Annotated in this window: 22 protein-coding genes; all 22 read right to left on the reverse strand. The window is 40.9% G+C overall.

The genetic code is table 11. The features are described from left to right. Positions 1 to 61: 61 nt before the first annotated feature. Entirely contained in the window at positions 62 to 1,393 is a 1,332-nt protein-coding gene (locus P9L93_01245) for an efflux RND transporter periplasmic adaptor subunit (GenBank protein ID MDP8229710.1), read from the reverse strand. Further along, on the reverse strand, positions 1,393 to 2,640 hold the full coding sequence (locus P9L93_01250) for a TolC family protein (protein ID MDP8229711.1): 1,248 nt from the start codon (positions 2,638 to 2,640) through the stop codon (positions 1,393 to 1,395). The genes P9L93_01245 and P9L93_01250 overlap by 1 nt, the downstream gene beginning before the upstream one ends. 186 nt (positions 2,641 to 2,826) lie before the next feature. Beyond that, on the reverse strand, positions 2,827 to 3,111 hold the full coding sequence (locus P9L93_01255) for a metal-sensitive transcriptional regulator (protein MDP8229712.1): 285 nt from the start codon (positions 3,109 to 3,111) through the stop codon (positions 2,827 to 2,829). Between the two features lie 110 nt (positions 3,112 to 3,221). Continuing rightward, positions 3,222 to 3,590 (reverse strand): response regulator, encoded by a 369-nt coding sequence (locus P9L93_01260; protein ID MDP8229713.1) that lies wholly within the window; start codon positions 3,588 to 3,590, stop codon positions 3,222 to 3,224. A gap of 9 nt (positions 3,591 to 3,599) precedes the next feature. After that, positions 3,600 to 5,576, reverse strand: a complete 1,977-nt coding sequence (locus P9L93_01265) for an ATP-binding protein (GenBank protein ID MDP8229714.1) — start codon at positions 5,574 to 5,576, stop codon at positions 3,600 to 3,602. A gap of 87 nt (positions 5,577 to 5,663) precedes the next feature. Beyond that, positions 5,664 to 6,281: a DUF4126 domain-containing protein gene (locus tag P9L93_01270; protein MDP8229715.1), complete on the reverse strand. Its 618-nt coding sequence runs from the start codon at positions 6,279 to 6,281 to the stop codon at positions 5,664 to 5,666. 60 nt (positions 6,282 to 6,341) lie between these two features. After that, positions 6,342 to 7,037: a hypothetical protein gene (locus P9L93_01275; GenBank protein ID MDP8229716.1), complete on the reverse strand. Its 696-nt coding sequence runs from the start codon at positions 7,035 to 7,037 to the stop codon at positions 6,342 to 6,344. Further along, positions 7,034 to 8,167, reverse strand: a complete 1,134-nt coding sequence (locus P9L93_01280; protein MDP8229717.1) for an aminotransferase class III-fold pyridoxal phosphate-dependent enzyme — start codon at positions 8,165 to 8,167, stop codon at positions 7,034 to 7,036. Before P9L93_01280 ends, P9L93_01275 begins: the two co-directional genes overlap by 4 nt. Positions 8,168 to 8,169: 2 nt before the next feature. After that, complete coding sequence (hemB, locus tag P9L93_01285; protein ID MDP8229718.1) at positions 8,170 to 9,084, reverse strand: porphobilinogen synthase; 915 nt, start codon at positions 9,082 to 9,084, stop codon at positions 8,170 to 8,172. Then, the gene (gene cobA, locus P9L93_01290; protein MDP8229719.1) at positions 9,065 to 9,790 is read right to left on the reverse strand and encodes a uroporphyrinogen-III C-methyltransferase; all 726 of its coding nucleotides are present in this window, start codon (positions 9,788 to 9,790) and stop codon (positions 9,065 to 9,067) included. Before cobA ends, hemB begins: the two co-directional genes overlap by 20 nt. Further along, positions 9,741 to 10,433 carry a hydroxymethylbilane synthase gene (gene hemC / locus P9L93_01295; protein MDP8229720.1) on the reverse strand — a complete coding sequence of 231 codons (693 nt, stop codon included), beginning with the start codon at positions 10,431 to 10,433 and terminating at the stop codon, positions 9,741 to 9,743. The genes cobA and hemC overlap by 50 nt, the downstream gene beginning before the upstream one ends. Then, positions 10,375 to 11,370 (reverse strand): hypothetical protein, encoded by a 996-nt coding sequence (locus tag P9L93_01300; GenBank protein MDP8229721.1) that lies wholly within the window; start codon positions 11,368 to 11,370, stop codon positions 10,375 to 10,377. Before P9L93_01300 ends, hemC begins: the two co-directional genes overlap by 59 nt. Beyond that, positions 11,339 to 11,812 carry a bifunctional precorrin-2 dehydrogenase/sirohydrochlorin ferrochelatase gene (locus tag P9L93_01305; protein ID MDP8229722.1) on the reverse strand — a complete coding sequence of 158 codons (474 nt, stop codon included), beginning with the start codon at positions 11,810 to 11,812 and terminating at the stop codon, positions 11,339 to 11,341. The genes P9L93_01300 and P9L93_01305 overlap by 32 nt, the downstream gene beginning before the upstream one ends. Then, positions 11,809 to 12,519, reverse strand: coding sequence for a phosphoadenylyl-sulfate reductase (locus P9L93_01310; protein MDP8229723.1), 711 nt, complete (start codon positions 12,517 to 12,519; stop codon positions 11,809 to 11,811). The genes P9L93_01305 and P9L93_01310 overlap by 4 nt, the downstream gene beginning before the upstream one ends. A 17-nt stretch (positions 12,520 to 12,536) precedes the next feature. Beyond that, a complete protein-coding gene (locus P9L93_01315) occupies positions 12,537 to 12,758 on the reverse strand; it encodes a DUF2061 domain-containing protein (GenBank protein MDP8229724.1) in 222 nt (73 codons plus the stop codon). Positions 12,759 to 13,381: 623 nt separating this feature from the next. Then, a complete protein-coding gene (locus tag P9L93_01320; protein MDP8229725.1) occupies positions 13,382 to 13,561 on the reverse strand; it encodes a hypothetical protein in 180 nt (59 codons plus the stop codon). A gap of 467 nt (positions 13,562 to 14,028) precedes the next feature. Next, positions 14,029 to 15,738, reverse strand: a complete 1,710-nt coding sequence (locus P9L93_01325; GenBank protein MDP8229726.1) for a ferrous iron transporter B — start codon at positions 15,736 to 15,738, stop codon at positions 14,029 to 14,031. Continuing rightward, positions 15,735 to 15,971, reverse strand: a complete 237-nt coding sequence (locus P9L93_01330) for a FeoA family protein (protein MDP8229727.1) — start codon at positions 15,969 to 15,971, stop codon at positions 15,735 to 15,737. The genes P9L93_01325 and P9L93_01330 overlap by 4 nt, the downstream gene beginning before the upstream one ends. Positions 15,972 to 15,973: 2 nt before the next feature. After that, complete coding sequence (locus tag P9L93_01335) at positions 15,974 to 16,867, reverse strand: TIGR01212 family radical SAM protein (GenBank protein MDP8229728.1); 894 nt, start codon at positions 16,865 to 16,867, stop codon at positions 15,974 to 15,976. Further along, on the reverse strand, positions 16,857 to 17,720 hold the full coding sequence (gene amrS / locus P9L93_01340) for an AmmeMemoRadiSam system radical SAM enzyme (GenBank protein MDP8229729.1): 864 nt from the start codon (positions 17,718 to 17,720) through the stop codon (positions 16,857 to 16,859). Before amrS ends, P9L93_01335 begins: the two co-directional genes overlap by 11 nt. Beyond that, positions 17,717 to 18,355 carry an endonuclease III gene (gene nth, locus P9L93_01345; GenBank protein MDP8229730.1) on the reverse strand — a complete coding sequence of 213 codons (639 nt, stop codon included), beginning with the start codon at positions 18,353 to 18,355 and terminating at the stop codon, positions 17,717 to 17,719. The genes amrS and nth overlap by 4 nt, the downstream gene beginning before the upstream one ends. A gap of 7 nt (positions 18,356 to 18,362) precedes the next feature. Beyond that, the gene (locus P9L93_01350) at positions 18,363 to 19,094 is read right to left on the reverse strand and encodes an RnfABCDGE type electron transport complex subunit D (protein ID MDP8229731.1); all 732 of its coding nucleotides are present in this window, start codon (positions 19,092 to 19,094) and stop codon (positions 18,363 to 18,365) included. Positions 19,095 to 19,105 lie beyond the last annotated feature (11 nt).

The raw sequence follows: 19,105 nt of genomic DNA on the forward strand, positions 1-19,105 counted from the left end.
TTTTGGCACACTAAAGTGTGCCCTACAGCTGCTATAAGCTGCTATTGTGTGACCTACTTAATTAATGCTGGTGCCCTGCTGGATTCTTTTTCTCCTCGACACCCACTGCCCCGCCATACGCTACTGCTGCCACGCCTGAAAGCTGGCTCTGGGAATCAATAAGAAAATTTGCCTTTGTTACAACCATCTCGCCTTCTTTCAGGCCGCTCAAGACAGGATAGAATTTAGATTCTACTCCATCAATAGCAGAAGTGGATTCTGGCCCTATCTTGATAATCCTTCCTTCATATGCATCATTACCCTGATTAATCCAGACAATTTTACGCACGCCTGTATCCAGCACCGCATCCTTTGGTATTGCCAGGACTTCGTACTCTCCATCAGGCCCCATATACATGCTCATGATCACGACATCCACGTACATCTCTGGCTTAAGATGCAGGCCTGGATTCTCCACTTCAGCCCTAAATCTTAAAGAGCGCGTCTTTGGATCAAGCACAGGATTTATAGAGGCTATAACTCCATGAAATTCCTCGCCGGGTAGACTGGACGTAGTGACCTTTACTTCTCCATCTACCTTTGCCCAACCCAGCTCATATTCGTAGACATCGCCATAAATCCACATCTTCTCTTCTGGTAAAATTAGACTGGTCTCGACCTCTCTTTTTTCTTCTAATTCATTAATCTGGTCTTCGCTCAAGCCCAATAGTCTCAATTTTCTCTTTGAAGACTCAACCAGATTCAATGCCCTCTCATTTATCTCCTCAATATTCCCTTGCTGTATCTTATCAGAGACCTTTAGGGCCGCGATAAATTCCTCCTGGGCAATCGCGAGTCCCGGGTCATAGGCAACTCTGCCTACTGTGCGGATCTCTTTATAGAGATGGAGTTTCTTTGCCGGTTCAGTTCTAACACCGGCCAGCTGTATTTGCTCGCCTTTTATTTTAACCTTACTAACAACGCCTTTTAACTCTTCTGCCTCTTCTTTTGATAATTCAATCAGATCCATCCCGCATATGGGACAAGTAGACATACCCTCTATGTCCTTCATAAGAAACACGTGCTCTGCCCCTTCCATGCCACAACCATAATACGCATCCGCCTCGTCTTGTCCCTTGCCTGCCCCGTATGAAATCTTTGATTTTCGTATGGGGTCCCTTGTCCCTTGTCCCTGATCTTTATACACAGGCGTCAAATACATATTACATATAGGACATGATTTGTTACCTTTGTTATATTCCTCCACAGAAACTTTAACGCTAGGGTGCATGCCGCAGGTGTAATGTAATATCCCGTCGCTCGCATCTTGCTTATCGCTTGTTTTGCCCTGGCTGCAGCCTGTAATCGCAAAAATCGCAATAAATAATATTATAAAAATACTTTTACCTTTCATTATAAACTCCTCCCAACAACTCGTTCAAGATATGCAATTGACTTCTGATAATCGACTATTGTCTTGTAATGCGCCAATTTTGTCTGTAAAAGTACCCTCTCGGCATCGAGCCAGTTCAAAAAATCTACTTTACCTGTTTCATAGCTGGTCCTTGCCGCATCATAAGCCTGCTCTGCCTGCGGCACCAGGGCAGTTTTATAAAGAGAGACTATATCTTTATAGGTGGTGATCTTAAAATATAAATCCTCGACCTCATAATCCACGACATTTTCCACATCTTCGTGATTTTTCTTGCTTGATTCTAAAAGTGCTTTCTTCTCTTTAACCTGGGCGTTTAATTTGCCAAACCAGATCGGGACACTTATTGCCACTTTGCCCATCCACGCATCGTCTCCGTCGTTTGGCTGTGTGGTGCTGCCGCTTCCTACTTCGATATAGTCAACACCAAATGTAAAATCAGGGAGGTAATCCAATCTTGCCAGAGACCTTTCGTATTTGGCCCTTTCTATATCTAACTTCGCAGCGAGTAGCTGCTGACTGGACTCCTCTGATATCCGGTGTAGTTCGTCAAGTTCATAGGTAAATTCCATTGATTCAACATCACCTGTCTTGCCTAATTCTTCGCCCCTTGGCCTATTAAGGAGTCTGTTCGCCTTTGCCTCCAGGCTCTTTCTATTCTGCCTCAAAAGGAATAACTTATCGATCAATTTTGAAAGCTCCACCTGCGCCTTGATAACATCCTGCTGGGGCGTAAGATTTGATTCATACTTGCGCTGCGCCACCTTTTCCAGGCCCTCTATTATTGCCTTTTCCTCTTCTGTTATTTTAATCGCCTTATCCACCCAGAAAATATCATAATACAAAAATTTTACATCCTTTATGATCTCACGCTTCGCAGCTTCGTATTTTTCTTCCAATATGCTGGCAAGCTTGGCCTGGGCCTTTCCCTTAAGGCCTAATTTTCCAGGAAACGGGATCTTCTGGGAAACACCGTACTTATGCTCCTGCGGGCCGACCCTTGTCTCAACGCTCTCGCCAAAATATCCATAGCTAGCTGTAGGATCAGGAAGCCCCCTTACATATCTTGACTTATACTCAGCTGCCTTCCACTCGCTATGCACTGCCTGGATCTTTGGATTATTATTCAGCGCTTCATCAATGAGTGAATCAAGCGTTACTATCTCTTCTGAATAGGCATGCCCTGCGGTAATCATCAATACAAAAATTATAAAAATAAAGTATCGCATATTCATCCTTCGACTCCTTTCAGTCGTCCTTCGACGCGCTTCGCTTGCTCAGGACGACCCTGAGTCCCTCGACTTTGCTCGGGATGATTCACGAGAGATGGTGAGCCCCTCGACTCCGCTCGGGACGGTTCAAGGAGTGGTGAGCCTGTCGAACCGCTTGTCGAACCACTTGTCGAATGGGTCATATCAAGCACTCCTTCTGAACCTCTGTATTAAATTAACAATCTCATCTACCTTTTTTTCCTTTTCAGATTTAGATTTCCCTTTTAATGCATGCACAACGCATCCATCTATGTGCTTCCTGAAGATATTATTCTCTACTCTATAGAGCGCTCCTATAATAGAGTGTATTTGAGTGATGATATCCACGCAATATCTTTTTTCGTCAATCATCCTCTGGATTCCCTTGACCTGACCCTCGATCCTCTTTAAAGGTACTAGCTGTTCCGGGTGTACGGTTTTCTGTTTCATGGCAATCTCTCCTCCCACTACAAGTATACCCTACCCCCCTACCCTATGTCAAGGGGAAAATAAAAATACCCTCCTTGAGAAAAAGAGGGTATTTTAGTAAATAAAAACTATTAGCCCGCTATCGCCTCTTCTACGATCTTCATTACCTCTTCCCTGTTAATGGGTTTCATGCAGAATACAGTATTGGCCACTGCCTGGTCATGCTGCTCCAATAGATTTCCGAGTTTTGACAAGAAACCCGATATGACACATATCTTAGTATCTTTATCTATGACCCTAAAATCCTTTAATAGCTCCTGGCCATCCTTGTCAGGCAATGCCAGGTCTAAAAATACGAGATTATATTTTTTCGGCTTGAATAAATCCATGCCTTCTTTGGCTGTTTTTGCAAAATCGAGATTATGGTCAAATTTTTCCAGAACAGATTTAAAGGCATCTCTTATTAATTTATCATCATCAATAATAAGTATACGAGCCATATTCCCCTCCTAACAAGGTAAGGACAATACTGCCTCTGTGCCCTTTTTCTCCTCAGAATAGATCTCTATCTTTCCTCTATGCTGGTCCATAATATTCTTTACTATGGACATGCCCATGCCCAGGCCTCTTCCAATAGGCTTGGTTGTGAAAAACGGATCAAAAATCTTTTTAAGGTGCTCTTTTTTAATGCCCTGGCCTTTGTCCTTGATCTTTACCTTTACCATGTCATTTTCTAAGTAACTTTCTATGCTGATCTTTTTAGACTTCAAATCTAAAACAGCATCCTTAGCATTTAACAATAGATTCAATATCACCTGCTGCAGCGCATTAACTGAAACATCAACGCCTGGCAGGTCCTTTCCATAATTCTTTACTAATTCGATCTTGTTTATTTTAAACTCGTGAAAGACAAATGGTATTGCTGATTCAATTACATCGTTTATATCTTCTTTTTTCAAGACCAATTCTTCTTTACGCGAAAACACAAGGAGCTTGGAAACCACCCCTGAAATCCTTTTAAGTCCGCCTTCTATCTGCGATAAGGCCTTGTACTCCTTACTCTTTTTCTTTTTCTCTGAGGCAAGATCCCCTGCGAGCAGCATAACACCCATTAAAGGATTGTTTATCTCGTGCGCCATGCCTGCTGAAAGAGTACCCATGGCAGCCATTTTTTCTGCCTGGATAAGCTGATCCTGTGTTTCCTTAAGTCTCTCGTACGCCTTGTTTAAATCTGACTCTGCCTTTTTTCGCTCAGCTATTTCTCTATTGAGATCATATATTGAAGTAGTCGTCCTTTTTAGGTTTTCTGTCATGCTGTTAAATGCAATTGCTAAAGCCGCTATCTCATCCTTTGATTTAATCTCTACCTTAGTATCTAAATTACCCTTGCCTATATTAATCGTCGCGTGCATCAGTTTTCTCAAGGGCTTTAGAATAGATCTGGAAATCAAAGCGCCTATCAAGACAGCAAGTATGGTCAGGATAAACGATGTAGCTAACATAGCATTTCTCAATCTAATAACAGAAGCGAATATCTCTCCTGTCTCATGTTCTACTATTAAAATCCAACCTAGACCCTTAAAATCTCTGTACCCTCTTGAATGGGCATAGGCAAATAACCGTTTTCCTTCGCTATGTTCACTTTCTATGAAAAACCCTTTATCTCCTTTCATTCCTTTGAAGAACTCCTGATTAGATATATCCTTAAAAAAGCTAATATTCTTTTTCTCTCCTGTAAAGTGAACCAGTCTGCCATTTTTATTTACTAACTTAAAATATCTGCTTCTATATTGTTCACTTGGTGCAACAGACTTTATTATATTAATTGCCTCTTCTATATTCAAAACAACCTTTATAACGCCAATAAAATCTCCATTACTATCTTCAACCCTTACTGCAATATCAGTAGAATAAAGATCTGCGCTTTCATCATATTTGACATCTCTTATAAACAGACCTTTATCCTTTGCCTGGAGCCACCACGCCTCATCATCCTGTCTATAGTCAGAGGTCTTTCCTGTTAGCGCGACATTAACACCGTATTGATTTGTTACAAATACCTCGCCAAAAACCCTGTATCCATATTTCTCTTCATAGAAGTTTATTTTTTCTCTTAACTCACCTGATAATCTATTGTCAATCAGTTCCTGCATGAAAGGAGTTATTGTCTCTTTTGGCGCAGAAACCCATTCCTCGTCTTTAGTGGTAATATAGGTCTGTATATCATCCAGGTCTTTGAACGCTTGATTTGATTCTAAAAGCATCTGCTGCAGCAGTAAATGCTTTGAATATTCTTCGAATGTCTCTATCTTACTATAGATATCCCTGTCTATCTTATCAATGATCTCGCTGGCCAATGACACAGAGTTCTCTCCAATATGCTTTTGTAATGCATCCTGACTTACATCAATAGAGAGGTATCCTATCAGCGCGACCAATGCTGCGACTGCTAAGAATCCTAAGATCAGTTTTTGGCTTATTTTCATTATTTAGATTTGACTTTTTTAGACTTTTTTTTACCAAAAAACCATTTTTTTAACCGAAATTGTATCTTATACCTTCCCCTGCAAAGTCTATTGCTTATTAACTTCATTCGTAGCCCCCTCGCTGCGCTTTTTGCCAAAGTTGAATATTTTTCTTACAAATCTGAACATCATCTTCAGGAACCATATAGAAAACGCGATAAAAAGTATAACAAGCACGCCGGTTATTATAGGGTGATTCACGATCATCCATAAGACACCCACTACAAGCGCATCCTCTGAGACACTCGCAATAGAGTTTGTGACTGGTTCAGGTGAGGTGTTTATTGCAGCTCGCGTGGTTGCCTTTGTAAGGTGTGAGTCCATAGCAACTGTGCCGCTTAAGAGCGCCGCGGGTATCTGCGCAACCGGCCCTATATCAGCCATTGCCATATATGAAAGCGCTGCGCCACCCAGAGGTCTTATAAAAGTATGCACTGAATCCCATGCTGAATCCACAAGTGGAATTTTATCAGCAAAAAACTCCACTGCATACATCAGTATTGCTATTGCAATGACAAAAGGATTAGAGATCGCATCAAGATTCCCAGGAAGGCTTAAAATCCCAAGTTTATCCATAATCCCGAGCCCGGCAATAGTAAGATAAAGATTTACACCCGAAGCCCACGAACCACCTAACATAACTCCTAAATTAGCTAATACATCCATAACACCCTCCTCTTAAGAACAGTATAGTATACAAAACTCCCCTGTCAAGAGACTAGGAGACTATTCTATTGCCTTTAGGAAGGTTTGTTTGCTGATTTGTTCGATTAACAAAGCTAGGCGTTGGCGAGGTTTGGCGTTTTGTTTGTAGAAGGTTACTACTTTTTTGATCAATGGCAAAATCTCATCTTCTGTTAAAATCTTATCCAGCTTAAACCCGACTCGCGGAGTCTTTCCTCCACAGCCACCCAGATATACTGCATAGCCTGCTCCTTTTTCAGGATCGACTGCGCCGTGTAGACCTATTTCAGAACTCTGGGCCCGAGTACAGGTATTTGGGCAGCCAGATATGACTATCTTAAACTTGTGCGGGAGATCTATGCCGCATAGAATGCCAGCTTTTTCTATTTTCTCAAAAAGAGCAAATGTATTAACAAGGCCACGTTTACACCAATTATTTCCAGGGCACGCAGTGGTTGCCCTTAAGCGCGAACCAGAAGTACCTGTTTGTATACCTGCGTCCTTTATTTCTTTTTCAACGCGTTCTATATCCTCAAATCTTATGAACGGCACTTCTATACCCTGGCGAACTGTAAGATGCGTAAATCCCTTGCCATATTTTTTAGAGATCTCTGAAATCTTTTCTAGATGAGCCCCTTTATAATTTCCAGAAGACATCCTGGTCCGCAGGGTAAAATATCCATCTTGTTTGGCGCGCAAAAATCCGCGTTTTTTTAAAACATCATAATCTATGCTCATAATCTCTCAAAAGCCTCCCTTATTGTATCAATAGTCTCGTCGATGTCCTTCTTTGTATGACTGAATGAAAGAAAATTCGCCTCATTCTCTGAAGGCGCGAAATAAATACCTTTTCCAAGAAGCCTTTTATAAAAAGTCTGGAACTGTTTCCTTTTCTTGAATCTTATACTGAATATGGTTTTGTAAGCTACTACCTGTAGATCAATTCTATGTTTTGCTGCTTCTTTCCTGATGTGGCTCGTCAATTTCTCTGTCAGATCTTCTAGGAATTCATATCTCTTTAAAAACAGTGCCTTAAGGGCTGCTATGCCTGAACTCATCACTATTGGGTTTCCTGCAAATGTTGAACCTTGATGCACTGTACCCAAAGGCGCGAGTTTGTTCATAATCTCATTTCGGCCTCCATATGCACCTATAGGCAACCCACCTCCAATGATCTTTCCCAAGCAAATTAAATCAGGCTTAATGCCCAGTATGCTAGCGATAGAACCAAATCTGAATCTAAATCCCGCGATAACCTCGTCGAAAATTAGAAGCGACCCATATTTTTTAGTTAGCGCTCTCAGGCGCTTTAGAAAATCCCTATCAGGAAGCACCACGCCATGATTCCCACCTACAGGTTCTACGATAACGCCTGCTATATTTCGGCCGTGTTTTTTGAAAATCCCTTCTACTGACTCTTTGCTTACTTCGTCTAAAAGATACTCAGCATGGCCATGGTATGCATTTTTTAATTTCAAGATCCTATTTCTTCCTGTATAACCTCTTGCCAGGTGAGTCGCGCCTAAAACTGCTTCACTGCCTGAATTTACAAAACGCAATTTATCAATAAAAGGGATTGCCTTTTTAATAAGTCGCGCAAGTTCTATCTCTTTTAAATTAGTAGCGCCAAAGCTGAAACCATTCCCAAGAGCTGATTTTACGTCTTTTACTACGGAAGGGTGCGCGTGACCTAAAATCAAAGCGCCATACGAAAGCACATAATCAATATAGGAATTGCCATCATAGTCATAGACCCTGGCGGCTTTTCCTTTTTTTATTAAAATAGGCTCTCTCTCTACATATTTGAACGAACGGATAGGACTATTTACTCCGCCGACCAAGTGTTTTTTTGCTTCTTTAAGGATCATGACTAATTCACCCACCTTGCAATATCTTTCGCATGATACGTAATGATAAAATCCGCTCCTGCGCGTTTTATCGAAGAAATAATTTCCAAAACCAGATCTTTTTCTTGCCTGGTGCTATTTTTCACCATAGCATACTCTCCGCTGACATTATAAACAGCTAGAGGATGATCAAATCTATCCCTTGCCTCTTTAACAACATCCAGATACCCCAGTGCTGGCTTTACCATTACAATGTCTGCGCCTTCTTTTATGTCAGCCTCGATTTCTTTTAAGGCATCTTCCCTCTTGGTAAAATCCAGCTGATATGTCCTTTTGCCGAACCTGGGAGCTGAATCTACTATATCCCTGAAAGGCCCATAAAAATTTGAAGCGAACTTTGCTGAATAGCCAAGTATCTTTGTTTTCTTAAAACCTTTTTTATCCAGAGTCTTTCTTATTGCCTTTACCTGATCCTTTGCCATTGCTGAAGGCGCTACATAGTCAGCGCCTGCCTGCGCATGAGACAGAGCAATCTTTGCCAAAATCTTTAAAGTCTTGTTATTATCTATAATACACCCTTGTCCCTTGTCTCTTGTCTCTTGTTTCTTTATAACACCACAGTGGCCGTGTGAGGTATAGGCACATAAACACACATCAGTGATAACAGTTATTTCAGGGAAAGATCTCTTTAGTAACTTCAGAGATTCAGAAACTATATTCTTTTTTCCATAAGCGCTTTTACCATACCAGTCTTTTCTGTCAGGAATACCAAAAAGTAATATCTTTTTAATGCCCAATCTCTGCAAGGAAAGCGCCTCATCCAGCAACATATCAGGAGAAAATCTATACACCCCTGGCATAGAAGGGATCTTCTCGCGCAAATACTTTCCCTTTTTTACAAATAGAGGGTAGATCAGATTATCGAGCTTTATGTCCATTTTTCACCGCCTCTCCTACTATAAGAACTGCCGGGGGTTTAACTTTAAATCTCTTCACCTGATTTTCTATTGTGCCAATAGTACCACGGATAATCCGCGAATCTTTTCTGGTTGCCTTTTCTATAAAGGCGCATGGTGTGGCCTTTCTCTTCCCACTTTTAAGAACAGCCTTTACGATATTTCTGATATTGGCCACTCCCATTAAGTATATAAGCGTGGCGCAGTCTGGCGCGTCGATCTCAGCGTCTTTGTCTTTTTTACGGCCTGTAAGTATCGCGACTGATGAGACCCTGTTCTTTATAGTCAAAGGGGTGTTAAAGCTTTCAGGCCCGGCAATGGCTGAGGTTATGCCTGGGATCACCTCAAATCTTATGCCTCTCTGAGAAAGATATTTCGCCTCTTCATATCCGCGGCTAAATATAAAAGGGTCTCCACCTTTCAGGCGCACAACGTTTTTGTGTACCAACGACTTCCTATATAAAAGATTATTTATCTCGCTTTGTTCCTTTAAATGCAATCCATCTTTTTTGCCCACGCATATTTTCTCAGCAGAGCGCTTGGCATATCTCAAAAGTTCTGGACTGGACAGAAAATCATACAGAACACAGTCTGACTTTTTAAGCGCGTTAAAGCCCTTTACGCTAATAAGCTCGGGATCACCTGGCCCAGCTCCCACAATATATACCTTGCCTGGTTTCCGCTTCATCTATACTCCTAAAGATCTCGATAAGATCTTTTCTGTCTTTTCGAACCTGTACCGCGAGCCTTCCCTGTAAGGGGTGAGGCTGGATAATATTAAAAGGTATGATCTGACTAATTTTTTCCTCACAACCTAATCTAATTAATGCTGCATGGGCGATAATGATCGCGTCAAAATAACCTTTATCTAGCTGAGTCAACCTTTCATCTATATTGCCGCGTATGTCTAGTGTAGCTAAGTCCTTGCGGTAGTTTGATACTCCGAGTTTACGATTCTTGCTGCTTGCGCCTACTATTGAACCAGCTGGAAGTGTATCAAGAGTAAAATTTTGCGTTGTTACAAGAGAGTCATATCCACTGATCGACTTTGTCATTGCAGCGATAACGAGATCTGAAGCAGGGTTCTCTTCCAGATCCTTTGCGCTGTGAATAGCTGCATCTATCTCTCTATTTAATAGACTCTCTTCTATTTCATAAGTGAAAAAATCTGTGTTTTCACGTAAACTAAGAGAGGTGACTTTATCCTTGTCCCCCTTTGTCTTAATGAGTGTGGAGTCAAATTTAATGCCAGGCAAAAGACGCTGGATTTCTTCAACCTGTTTTAACGCCAACAGGCTCGGCCGCGCCCCTATTTTGATACGAATAGACATCGTCATTCTCCTTATAATGATCCTGCACTAATAACTCTGCCTTTTTAATGTAACTATTCAAACTCCTCTTATGTTGCTCAAAGACAATATTTAAATCGTCCAGATTCTGCAAGAAAATACCCGGGATATTCCCTACATCAGGCTCAATGTCCCTTGGCGCAGCCAGATCATATAGATAAATGGGTTTATTGCGTTTCTTTACAATATTCAAAAAATGTTCTTTTTTCAATACATAATGCGGGCTTGAAGTAGCGCTTATTAGCACATCCGCGCTCAAGAGTAACTGCTCCAAATCATCTAATAAAATAGCCCGCCCTCCAGATTGATTTGCAAGTTGTCTTGCTTGTTTATGTTTTTTGCGCGCGACAAAATTTAAATTGATTCCATCTGGTTTATTCTTTGAGAAGACCCGAGCGATTTTTCCTGTGCCTACTATAACTATCTCTTTCGGTTTGTCTAAATCCTTAAAAATAATTGTGGCAATATTAGCTTTGACTTCTTTCAGTCCTGATTTGATCCTTATAGTCTCTACTTTCCCTAAAATATCATTCCAGATTCTTCTCAATGCCAATGGGAATGAAGCCTGCCTGATCCATGAGTTTAACTGCTCCAGTATCTCTTCTTCACCTATAACCTGCGACTCCAGGCCACATGCCAGACGCAATGCATGCTCAACCACCTCTCTATCTCCAAACTTCACATAAGATCTTTCAGAGATCCATGGAAATCTTATCTGAAATGACTCTATTGTCTTTGCTGCAGAAAATATATCTAGAGATGCGCCATATAGCTCTACCCTGTTACAGGTAAAAAGCGCAGCGCTGCTTCTTCCTGGCTTCTGCCAGAACTCTATTATCTCTTTGCGGGCCCTGTAGATAGATTCCCGTAATGATAAAGGCGCCTCTTTATAACTTATTCCTATAAGATACAAAATCATCCCAATGCTCCTTTAAGAAATTCTTTAAATCCCTGGATAAGACTGGATCCTTACCATCTGTGTAGACTGCTATGATGGCTTTTTTAAATCTTAGGAGCGCAGGCGATATAAAATCGCTAATGTTTGAATCATCAACAACATTAACCAATATCTGAAACTCCCGGCCCCACCGGCTTACCCTTTTATTCAAATCCCTATTATTTGTCGCGCTGACAACAAGTGCTGCATTTCTAATATCGCAGCGCTGCACAGGACGAGGAATCCATTTTATGTCTCTATTTTTTGCTAAACGCCTGATCGCTGGAGTTGCCTTTGGAGATATGACACGGACATCTCCACCTGCTTCCAGAAGCACCAATATCTTACGCTCTGCAACCTTGCCGCCTCCTATTACAACCACGCGGCGATCTTTAAGTTTTACTGCTATAGGTAAATAGTTCATGTATTTGCCTTTAGGGGTCTGGTGTGTATGCCGCATTCTCCGCCGCATTTACTTGTGCCTATCCAGCGGCCTGCGCGTTCATTGTCATCATTTGTGATCCTTGTACATGGTGCGCATCCAAGAGATCTGTAGCCCTCACCATATAAAAGATTCACGCCTACGCCATAAAGGGCCAAATATTGCCAGACCTCACGTTCTTTCCATATAAGAATGGGGTTCAATTTTATTAATCCCTTATCGCGCTCTTCAACTTCTTTGAATTCAGTTCGCGTACGACCCTCTGTACAACGAAGTCCAGTTACCCAGCAGGTAACACCCATATCTTCAACTGCCCGCTTAACCGGTTCTACCTTTAATATATCGCAACATTTGTCTGGTTCTGTCTCATATAGCTTATTAGGAATCTCTGAATCATTCTTATACACCTTGAGTTCAGGGTATTTCTTCACTTCTTCCTTCATAAAATCAACTGTCTCTTTTGGCTTAAATCTAGTAGTTACTATAAATCCTCTGATCTTCGGACTTACGCGTTTTGCAAGATGCCACACTGCAACAGAATCTTTGCCAAGACTATTCGCTAACACTAGACCATCGCCGTATTTTTTATAAGCTTCATCTATAAGCTCTAGCGACCGGTCTACCTTTTGTTTAAAATTCAATGTCTCTACTAACACCTTCAAATCTTCGCGAGTTTCCAATAAACTCATAACTCCCCCCCCTTTGGTTAAATCTGATACTCGGGTGATTCCAACCTCCCGAATTTTACCCTGTTCCAGATTCGCTCATGTGCGTAATACAAAAAGATCTTTATAAGGTTTGCGCTTATCCCAACAACAAGAGACTCCTTTATATCCTTACTGTAGATATAAATAGCGATTACAGTTACTAAAAAAGCTATTACGCGCCAGGTTATTGCCTTTGCAATAGATCTTTTTGGATGTTCCATTCTGTCTCCTCATATACTACTATTATAATCAAGTTAGTCGGGATTAGATTAAAAAAATAAGGGTGGAAACTACCTTGTCAAACCCTAATCCCTACTAACCTAATCATATTTGTAATAATTACAAGTATACCATATAATCCAATGGTGTCAAGGGAAAAATTAAGAAAAGTTATAGCACTAGGGGCACCACGCCCCACTTATCTATCGAAGATTAAATTTTAACGACTAGGCAATGTAGGGGACACTTAAGTGTCCCCTACTGCTACTGCTCTCAAAGTAGAAAACAATAGCGTGAAACAATATTGGCGTGGTAAATAAACGACCGTTTATTTATTTTAGGATTTTGGGTAGGGTTGCTTAAATGGTTTCTTTACTGATTCTTTATTAATATAAGAATAAAAACTATTAACAAAACAACCACGAGGTAAAAAAGTTCTATTTGCAGGGGAGGTCTTTTAACCCATTTATGATAGGTAGGTCCCATACCTCGGTTAAGATATAATTTGCTACCACAAGATGGACAATTGATAGTTTTAGAATTACCTCCAAAATTTGTCAAATCAGCCCCACAATGGCATAAGTTTTTCATTATCATCTTTTAAATCCCTCCGCAAATAAAGGTTTCATTTCTTAAACCATTTTTTCCAAACAACATAACAAAACAAAACAAGAAGCACTCTTCCAAATAGTTCTTTGTAAAAATAATAAAAATTCTCATCTGGAGCTACTTTCGCTGACAATGCCCAGCCAATTATTATTAATACTCCTGCCGTTAAAACAATTATCAATTCTTTTTTACTCAACCGTCACCCCAATTGACCTCTTCTTCTCCATAACATCTCCTTGCTTCTACAAAGTATACACTATGCACTTCAAAGGTCAAATAGGATAAAATAATCCACTAAATAAACGAACGATTGTTTATTGTAGGGTTTTTATACTGGCTATATACAAGAAGAATAAGGGGAGGATTGTTTACTGTAGCTAAGGATTCTTAGTTCACTCTATTGCTGTGTAAATCATACGGGTAATCTGGTCAAATCTAACCAGGTTAGAAACGGCTAAGAAACGGCTACCAAATCAAAGATTTGGAACGGGGCTCGCTGTAAACCGTAGCGGACCGCTAAAATCTCTCCAGTGCCGAAGGCCCCAGCCTGCCAGAAGAATTGAGATTGCTTCCCATTCCAAATCTCCGATTTGGAACGGGACACGGTCGCTTCGCTCGCAATGACAAGTAGGTTCTCGACTCGCTTTGCTCGCTCGAACAGTATTAGAGAATGATGTTGAGTAGGGTGCCTACGAGGAGGGCTACGGATAGCATGATTGTGGCGGATTTTAGCATGTCTTTTATGCCTAGTTCTTTGACAAGCATAACAAAGGTGGCGATGCAGGGAAAGTAGATTGCTAGCACTGTGGATCCGATTACAAGTTGCTTGGTCGTGAGGTTAAGTGGGCCGAGCATGCCTACTGCAACGTCTTTTCTTAAAAAGCCTACAATCAATGCAGAGATCGCTTCTTTTGGAAGGCCCCACAGGCCTGTAAGAATTGGCGCAAATAATCTGGAAACAAAATCTATTACATGAAGCGCGTACAGGATATTGACAAACAAGATCCCTAAGAGCACGTATGGTATTGCCTCTTTTAAAAAACCAGATACCCTCATCCAGAGTTTCTTAACTACAGCTATAGCCTGAGGTATTCTATATGGTGGGATTTCAACTAATATCTCAGGACTCGCGCCCTTTAACACCTTATTCATGATAAGGCCCTTTACAATCAAAAGTATAAAAAGTGTGCCAAAGACAATGCCCAGATACTGGCCGCCTCTTTCTCCTACTAGTCCTATGATCATGGCGATCTGCGCCATGCATGGGATAGACACAGCCATGAGCGTTGCTGCAATGAATTTTTCACGCCTTCCTTCTAAGAGCCTGAGCGCCAATGCACCTGGCACATTGCAGCCCATACCCAGCATCATCGGTACTATTGCAAATCCGTGAAGCCCGATATGATGCATGAGATTGTCGACCATAACTGCCAGACGAGGCAGATATCCAAAATCCTCAAGTATCCCCAAGATCAGATAGAAGCTGATTATATATGGCAACACCATTGCGATTGGCACAAATAGACCTGTAGTCAATACGCCAAACGACATCTTAAAATCAATTGCGCCATCAATAAGATTCCCGACTAATACATTGTGTAAAAACGTATCCTGGCCCAGCAAACTGCCAAACTTAAGCATCAATGGTGCCCATAGTTTTTCAAATAAAGGCTCGCACACAAAGGTTATAAGGCTCTCGCCAATAAAACGTATGGCCCAGAACGCGCCATAGATAATAGCCATAGCTATTGGAATACCTGATAGCGGTTTTATGCTAAGCTCTTCTAATCTCTGAAGGACTGTGTGATGATGATGTGTTATTTTCTGAACATCCTCGACAATCTCTCCTATCCTTTCCCATTTCTCAGAATCAGACAATGGCTTGAGCTTTAAAGGATATGCGTCTTTTAAACGTATAACCAGCTCCTTTATGCCCTCGCCAGTCAAACCGCATGTTGGAACAACAGGAACGCCCAGATGCTCCTCTAATCTTTTAACATCAATATCAATGCCCTGGTGTTTTGTTTCATCCCACATATTCAGCGCAATGACAGTGGGGATATTTTTTTCTAATATTTGGAGGGTTAGATACAGATTCCTCTCAAGATTTGTCGCATTTACTACATTTATTACTACATCACCCTGTTTCAGCATCTGACAGGCTACATCCTCTGCCTTACAGGTAGGCTCTAATGTATAGGTACCAGGCACATCTATAACAGAAGGGCGCTCGCTTCCTATCTTCATCTGGCCCTGTGTAAATTCTACAGTAGTGCCCGGATAATTAGACACAGCGATCCTGGCTCCAGTAAGCCTGGAGAATATAGCACTCTTACCAACATTGGGATTGCCCATCAACAATACTTTTTTCACGATCTCTCAACCTCTACAAAAATCTTTTTTGCCATACCCCATCCAATGGCAACACGAACCTTATCTACTTCGACAGTCTGCGGTCCGCGCCAGAAATGGGAACTGATCTTTTTTATTTTTTTGCCCTGCCTTATACCTATATTCTGGACCCTTTGAGAAAAATCAGAGCCCCCACGTAGTTCTTTTATGATGCCGCTCTCTCCGTTCTTCACCTGTGTCAAATCTATGATCATTCTTATGTTGCCTCCTTATATAACCTGCCCTGAAATGTATCCTTTTGCTCTATGCCTCTAAGGACTTTTGATTTATCCAATATCCATAGAGGCGCGACCAATAGATCTCTTGGACAATCTGCGCTTATCCTCTGGATAACTGTGCCTGGCCAAAGATGCTCCAGGAATTTTACTGCCAGATCAATGTATTCCTCTAACTCTAATACCTGGAATCTGCCGGCTTTATAAAGCTCTTCTAACTTAGTGCTTTTAATTATATGTAACGGGTGGATCTTTATTCCATCTAATTTAAAGCTTGCGACTGAGCGCGCAGTCTCTATTATCATTCCTTCATCTTCAAATGGCAGTCCTATTATAACATGAGCGCATATCTTTATGTCTTTTTTCTTTCTTGTTAGATCTACTGCTTTAAGAAAATCTTCATATAAGTGTCCGCGATTGATCAATCCCAGGGTTTTTTTATGGATAGTCTGAAGGCCATACTCTATCCATACCTCATAATCTTTTGTGTATGAATCTATCAAGTCTATTACATCTCTATTAACACAGTCAGGCCTTGTGGCAATGGATATTCCGACGACATCTTCGAATTTTCTCGCGCTGTCATAAATTTGCTTCAGCTTATCCAGTGGCGCATAAGTATTTGTGTATGCCTGAAAATATACGATGAATTTTTTTGCATTAGCTCGCTTTATACCTTTAGCGATCTGCTCTTCGATCGATCCAAAGGATTTTCTTGTATTGGGACTAAAGCCTTCGTTATTACAATAGATACAGCCATTATCTGAAATTTTTCCGTCTCTATTCGGGCAGGAAAATCCAGCATCCACAGTGATCTTCTGTACTCTTTCTTTAAAGCCTTTATTTTTAAAATAGGTTGAAAATTTATAGTACATTGCCTAAATGTATATTACGAAGGCCGGTAGCCTTGCCGATCTCTTCTGCCTTCTTCAGTGTTGCAATAGGTGTTGGTTCTGACTCGAGATAATTAAAATCCGGATGAAATCTCGATATATGCCAAGGGATGTTTGGATCTACGCCTGCGATAAACTCTGCTATATCTTTAAATTCGTCATCAGAATCGTTCTCGCCAGGGACAACAAGTGTTGTAATCTCGACCCAAATACCTGATCTTTTCATTGTCTTTATAGAATTTAACACTGGCTCGAGATGTGCCCTGCATTTATCGCGATAAAAATCCTCCCTGAATGACTTAAGGTCTACATTGGCCGCGTCCAAATAAGGCTTGATTGTCTCCAGGGCCTCTTCTGTCATGTAGCCGTTTGTTACAAAGATATTGGAAAGCCCTGCTTCTTTAGCAAGTCTTGCAGTATCATACGCATATTCAAAGAATATAGTTGGCTCTGTGTATGTATAAGAGATGCTTTTGCATCCAGTCCTCTTTGTCTCCTTTACAACTTGTCCTGGTTCCAGCTCATACCCAGACATATCTCTTGCTTGCGATATCTGCCAGTTCTGGCAAAAAGGACATTTAAAATTACATCCTACTGTCGCTATTGAATAAGAAAACGTGCCTGGCAAAAAATGATAGATAGGCTTTTTCTCAATTGGATCAACATGCGAAGCAATAACATCTGCATAAACAAGTGTATATAACTTACCATCCTGGTTCTGTCTCACGCCACAGATACCAAAATTACCATCTGTAATCGTACATCTGTGGCTACACAAACTGCAGCGCACCTTTCCCTCTCCCAACCTTTCATACAACATCGCTTCTCTTATCATATTTTCTTTGCAGAAGGACAAAGTTTAGCCAATGGACACTCTGCACACAAAGGCCTCCTGGCATTACATATGGCCCTGCCATGGTCAACCATCATATAATTAAAATCAAGCCAGTCTTTTTTTTGCACGATTTTTAAAAGATCTTGTTCTGTCTTGTTTGGATCAGTTGCCTTGCTCAATCCCAATCTCCCAGAAAGTCTCTTTACATGCGTATCAACAGCTATGCCCTCTGCCTTTTTAAAGCCGCTCGATAATACTATATTTGCTGTTTTACGCGCTACACCTGCTAAAGAAATAAGCCCGTCCATGCTATCCGGGACCATTCCATTGAAATCTTTAACTATTCTTTTCGAGGCAGCAATAATATTCTTTGCCTTATTCCTGTAAAAACCTGTTGAGCGGATCTCTTTCTCTAAGGTAGACCTTTTTGCCTTTGCAAAACCCTGTACTGTCTTATATTTTTTGAAAAGCCCTGGCGTTATCTTATTGACTCTTTCGTCAGTACACTGGGCAGAAAGGATTGTGGCTATTAAGATCTGAAAGGGTGTCTTGTGGTGTAGTGCAGTGTGGCTTCGAGGATAACTCTTATGCAATATCTTTATGATGTCTACTACTCTATCCTCGCTGGACTTCATCCTACCTTTATGTCTTCTTTCTCAGTAACGCACCTAAAAAATTAACTCCCAGTAAGGCATAGAGCTCTGCCTCTAATAAAACTCCAAACTGATAGAACGCAAAGATAAATGTAGCAACACCTATACCGAATAGTATCTGTGAACTGCTCCTTACAGGTGTTGTCCTTGGCTCGATCATCATGACAAATATAAAGAAATAATTAAGATATGCTACTATATCTAGAAGAGACACGTTGTGAAGAAATGCCTGTGGGGCATGCAAGAAAAGCGAGGTAATAAAGAAACTCATGATTATGCTAAGCCTTTTTATCCTTGAGGCAAAATAGATACCTATCGGAACAAGGATATACCATGAGTACGCTGTCTTCCACTCTGTATACGCCCCAAAAAACAGCACCACTGTAAAGATCCCTAAGGCAGCAGGATTAAATATATGTACCTTGCGAAATCTAATAACATGTTTAGAGACTATTGCAAATATGCTGGCCAGTGCTATAATCAGCCAGCTCCCTTGACTCGATAGAACATACCCGATGATCAAACCGGTCACGATCGAGCTTTCAGTTACTGTAATTTTTTTATTCTTCAGGTAGTTGATCAATGTATCCGTAGCCGCTGAAAATAAAACTGCTATAAAAATGGCAAAGAGAAATAGAAAATCTTTTTCTATAAAGGCAATGTATGCGGCAAATAATCCTAAAAAAAGGCTGAGCTGAACTTTTATCGATGTTAGTTTCATAATAAATGATT

It is taken from the genome of Candidatus Gorgyraea atricola (assembly GCA_030765235.1).
Taxonomy (GTDB): Bacteria; Omnitrophota; Gorgyraeia; order Gorgyraeales; family Gorgyraeaceae; genus Gorgyraea; species Gorgyraea atricola.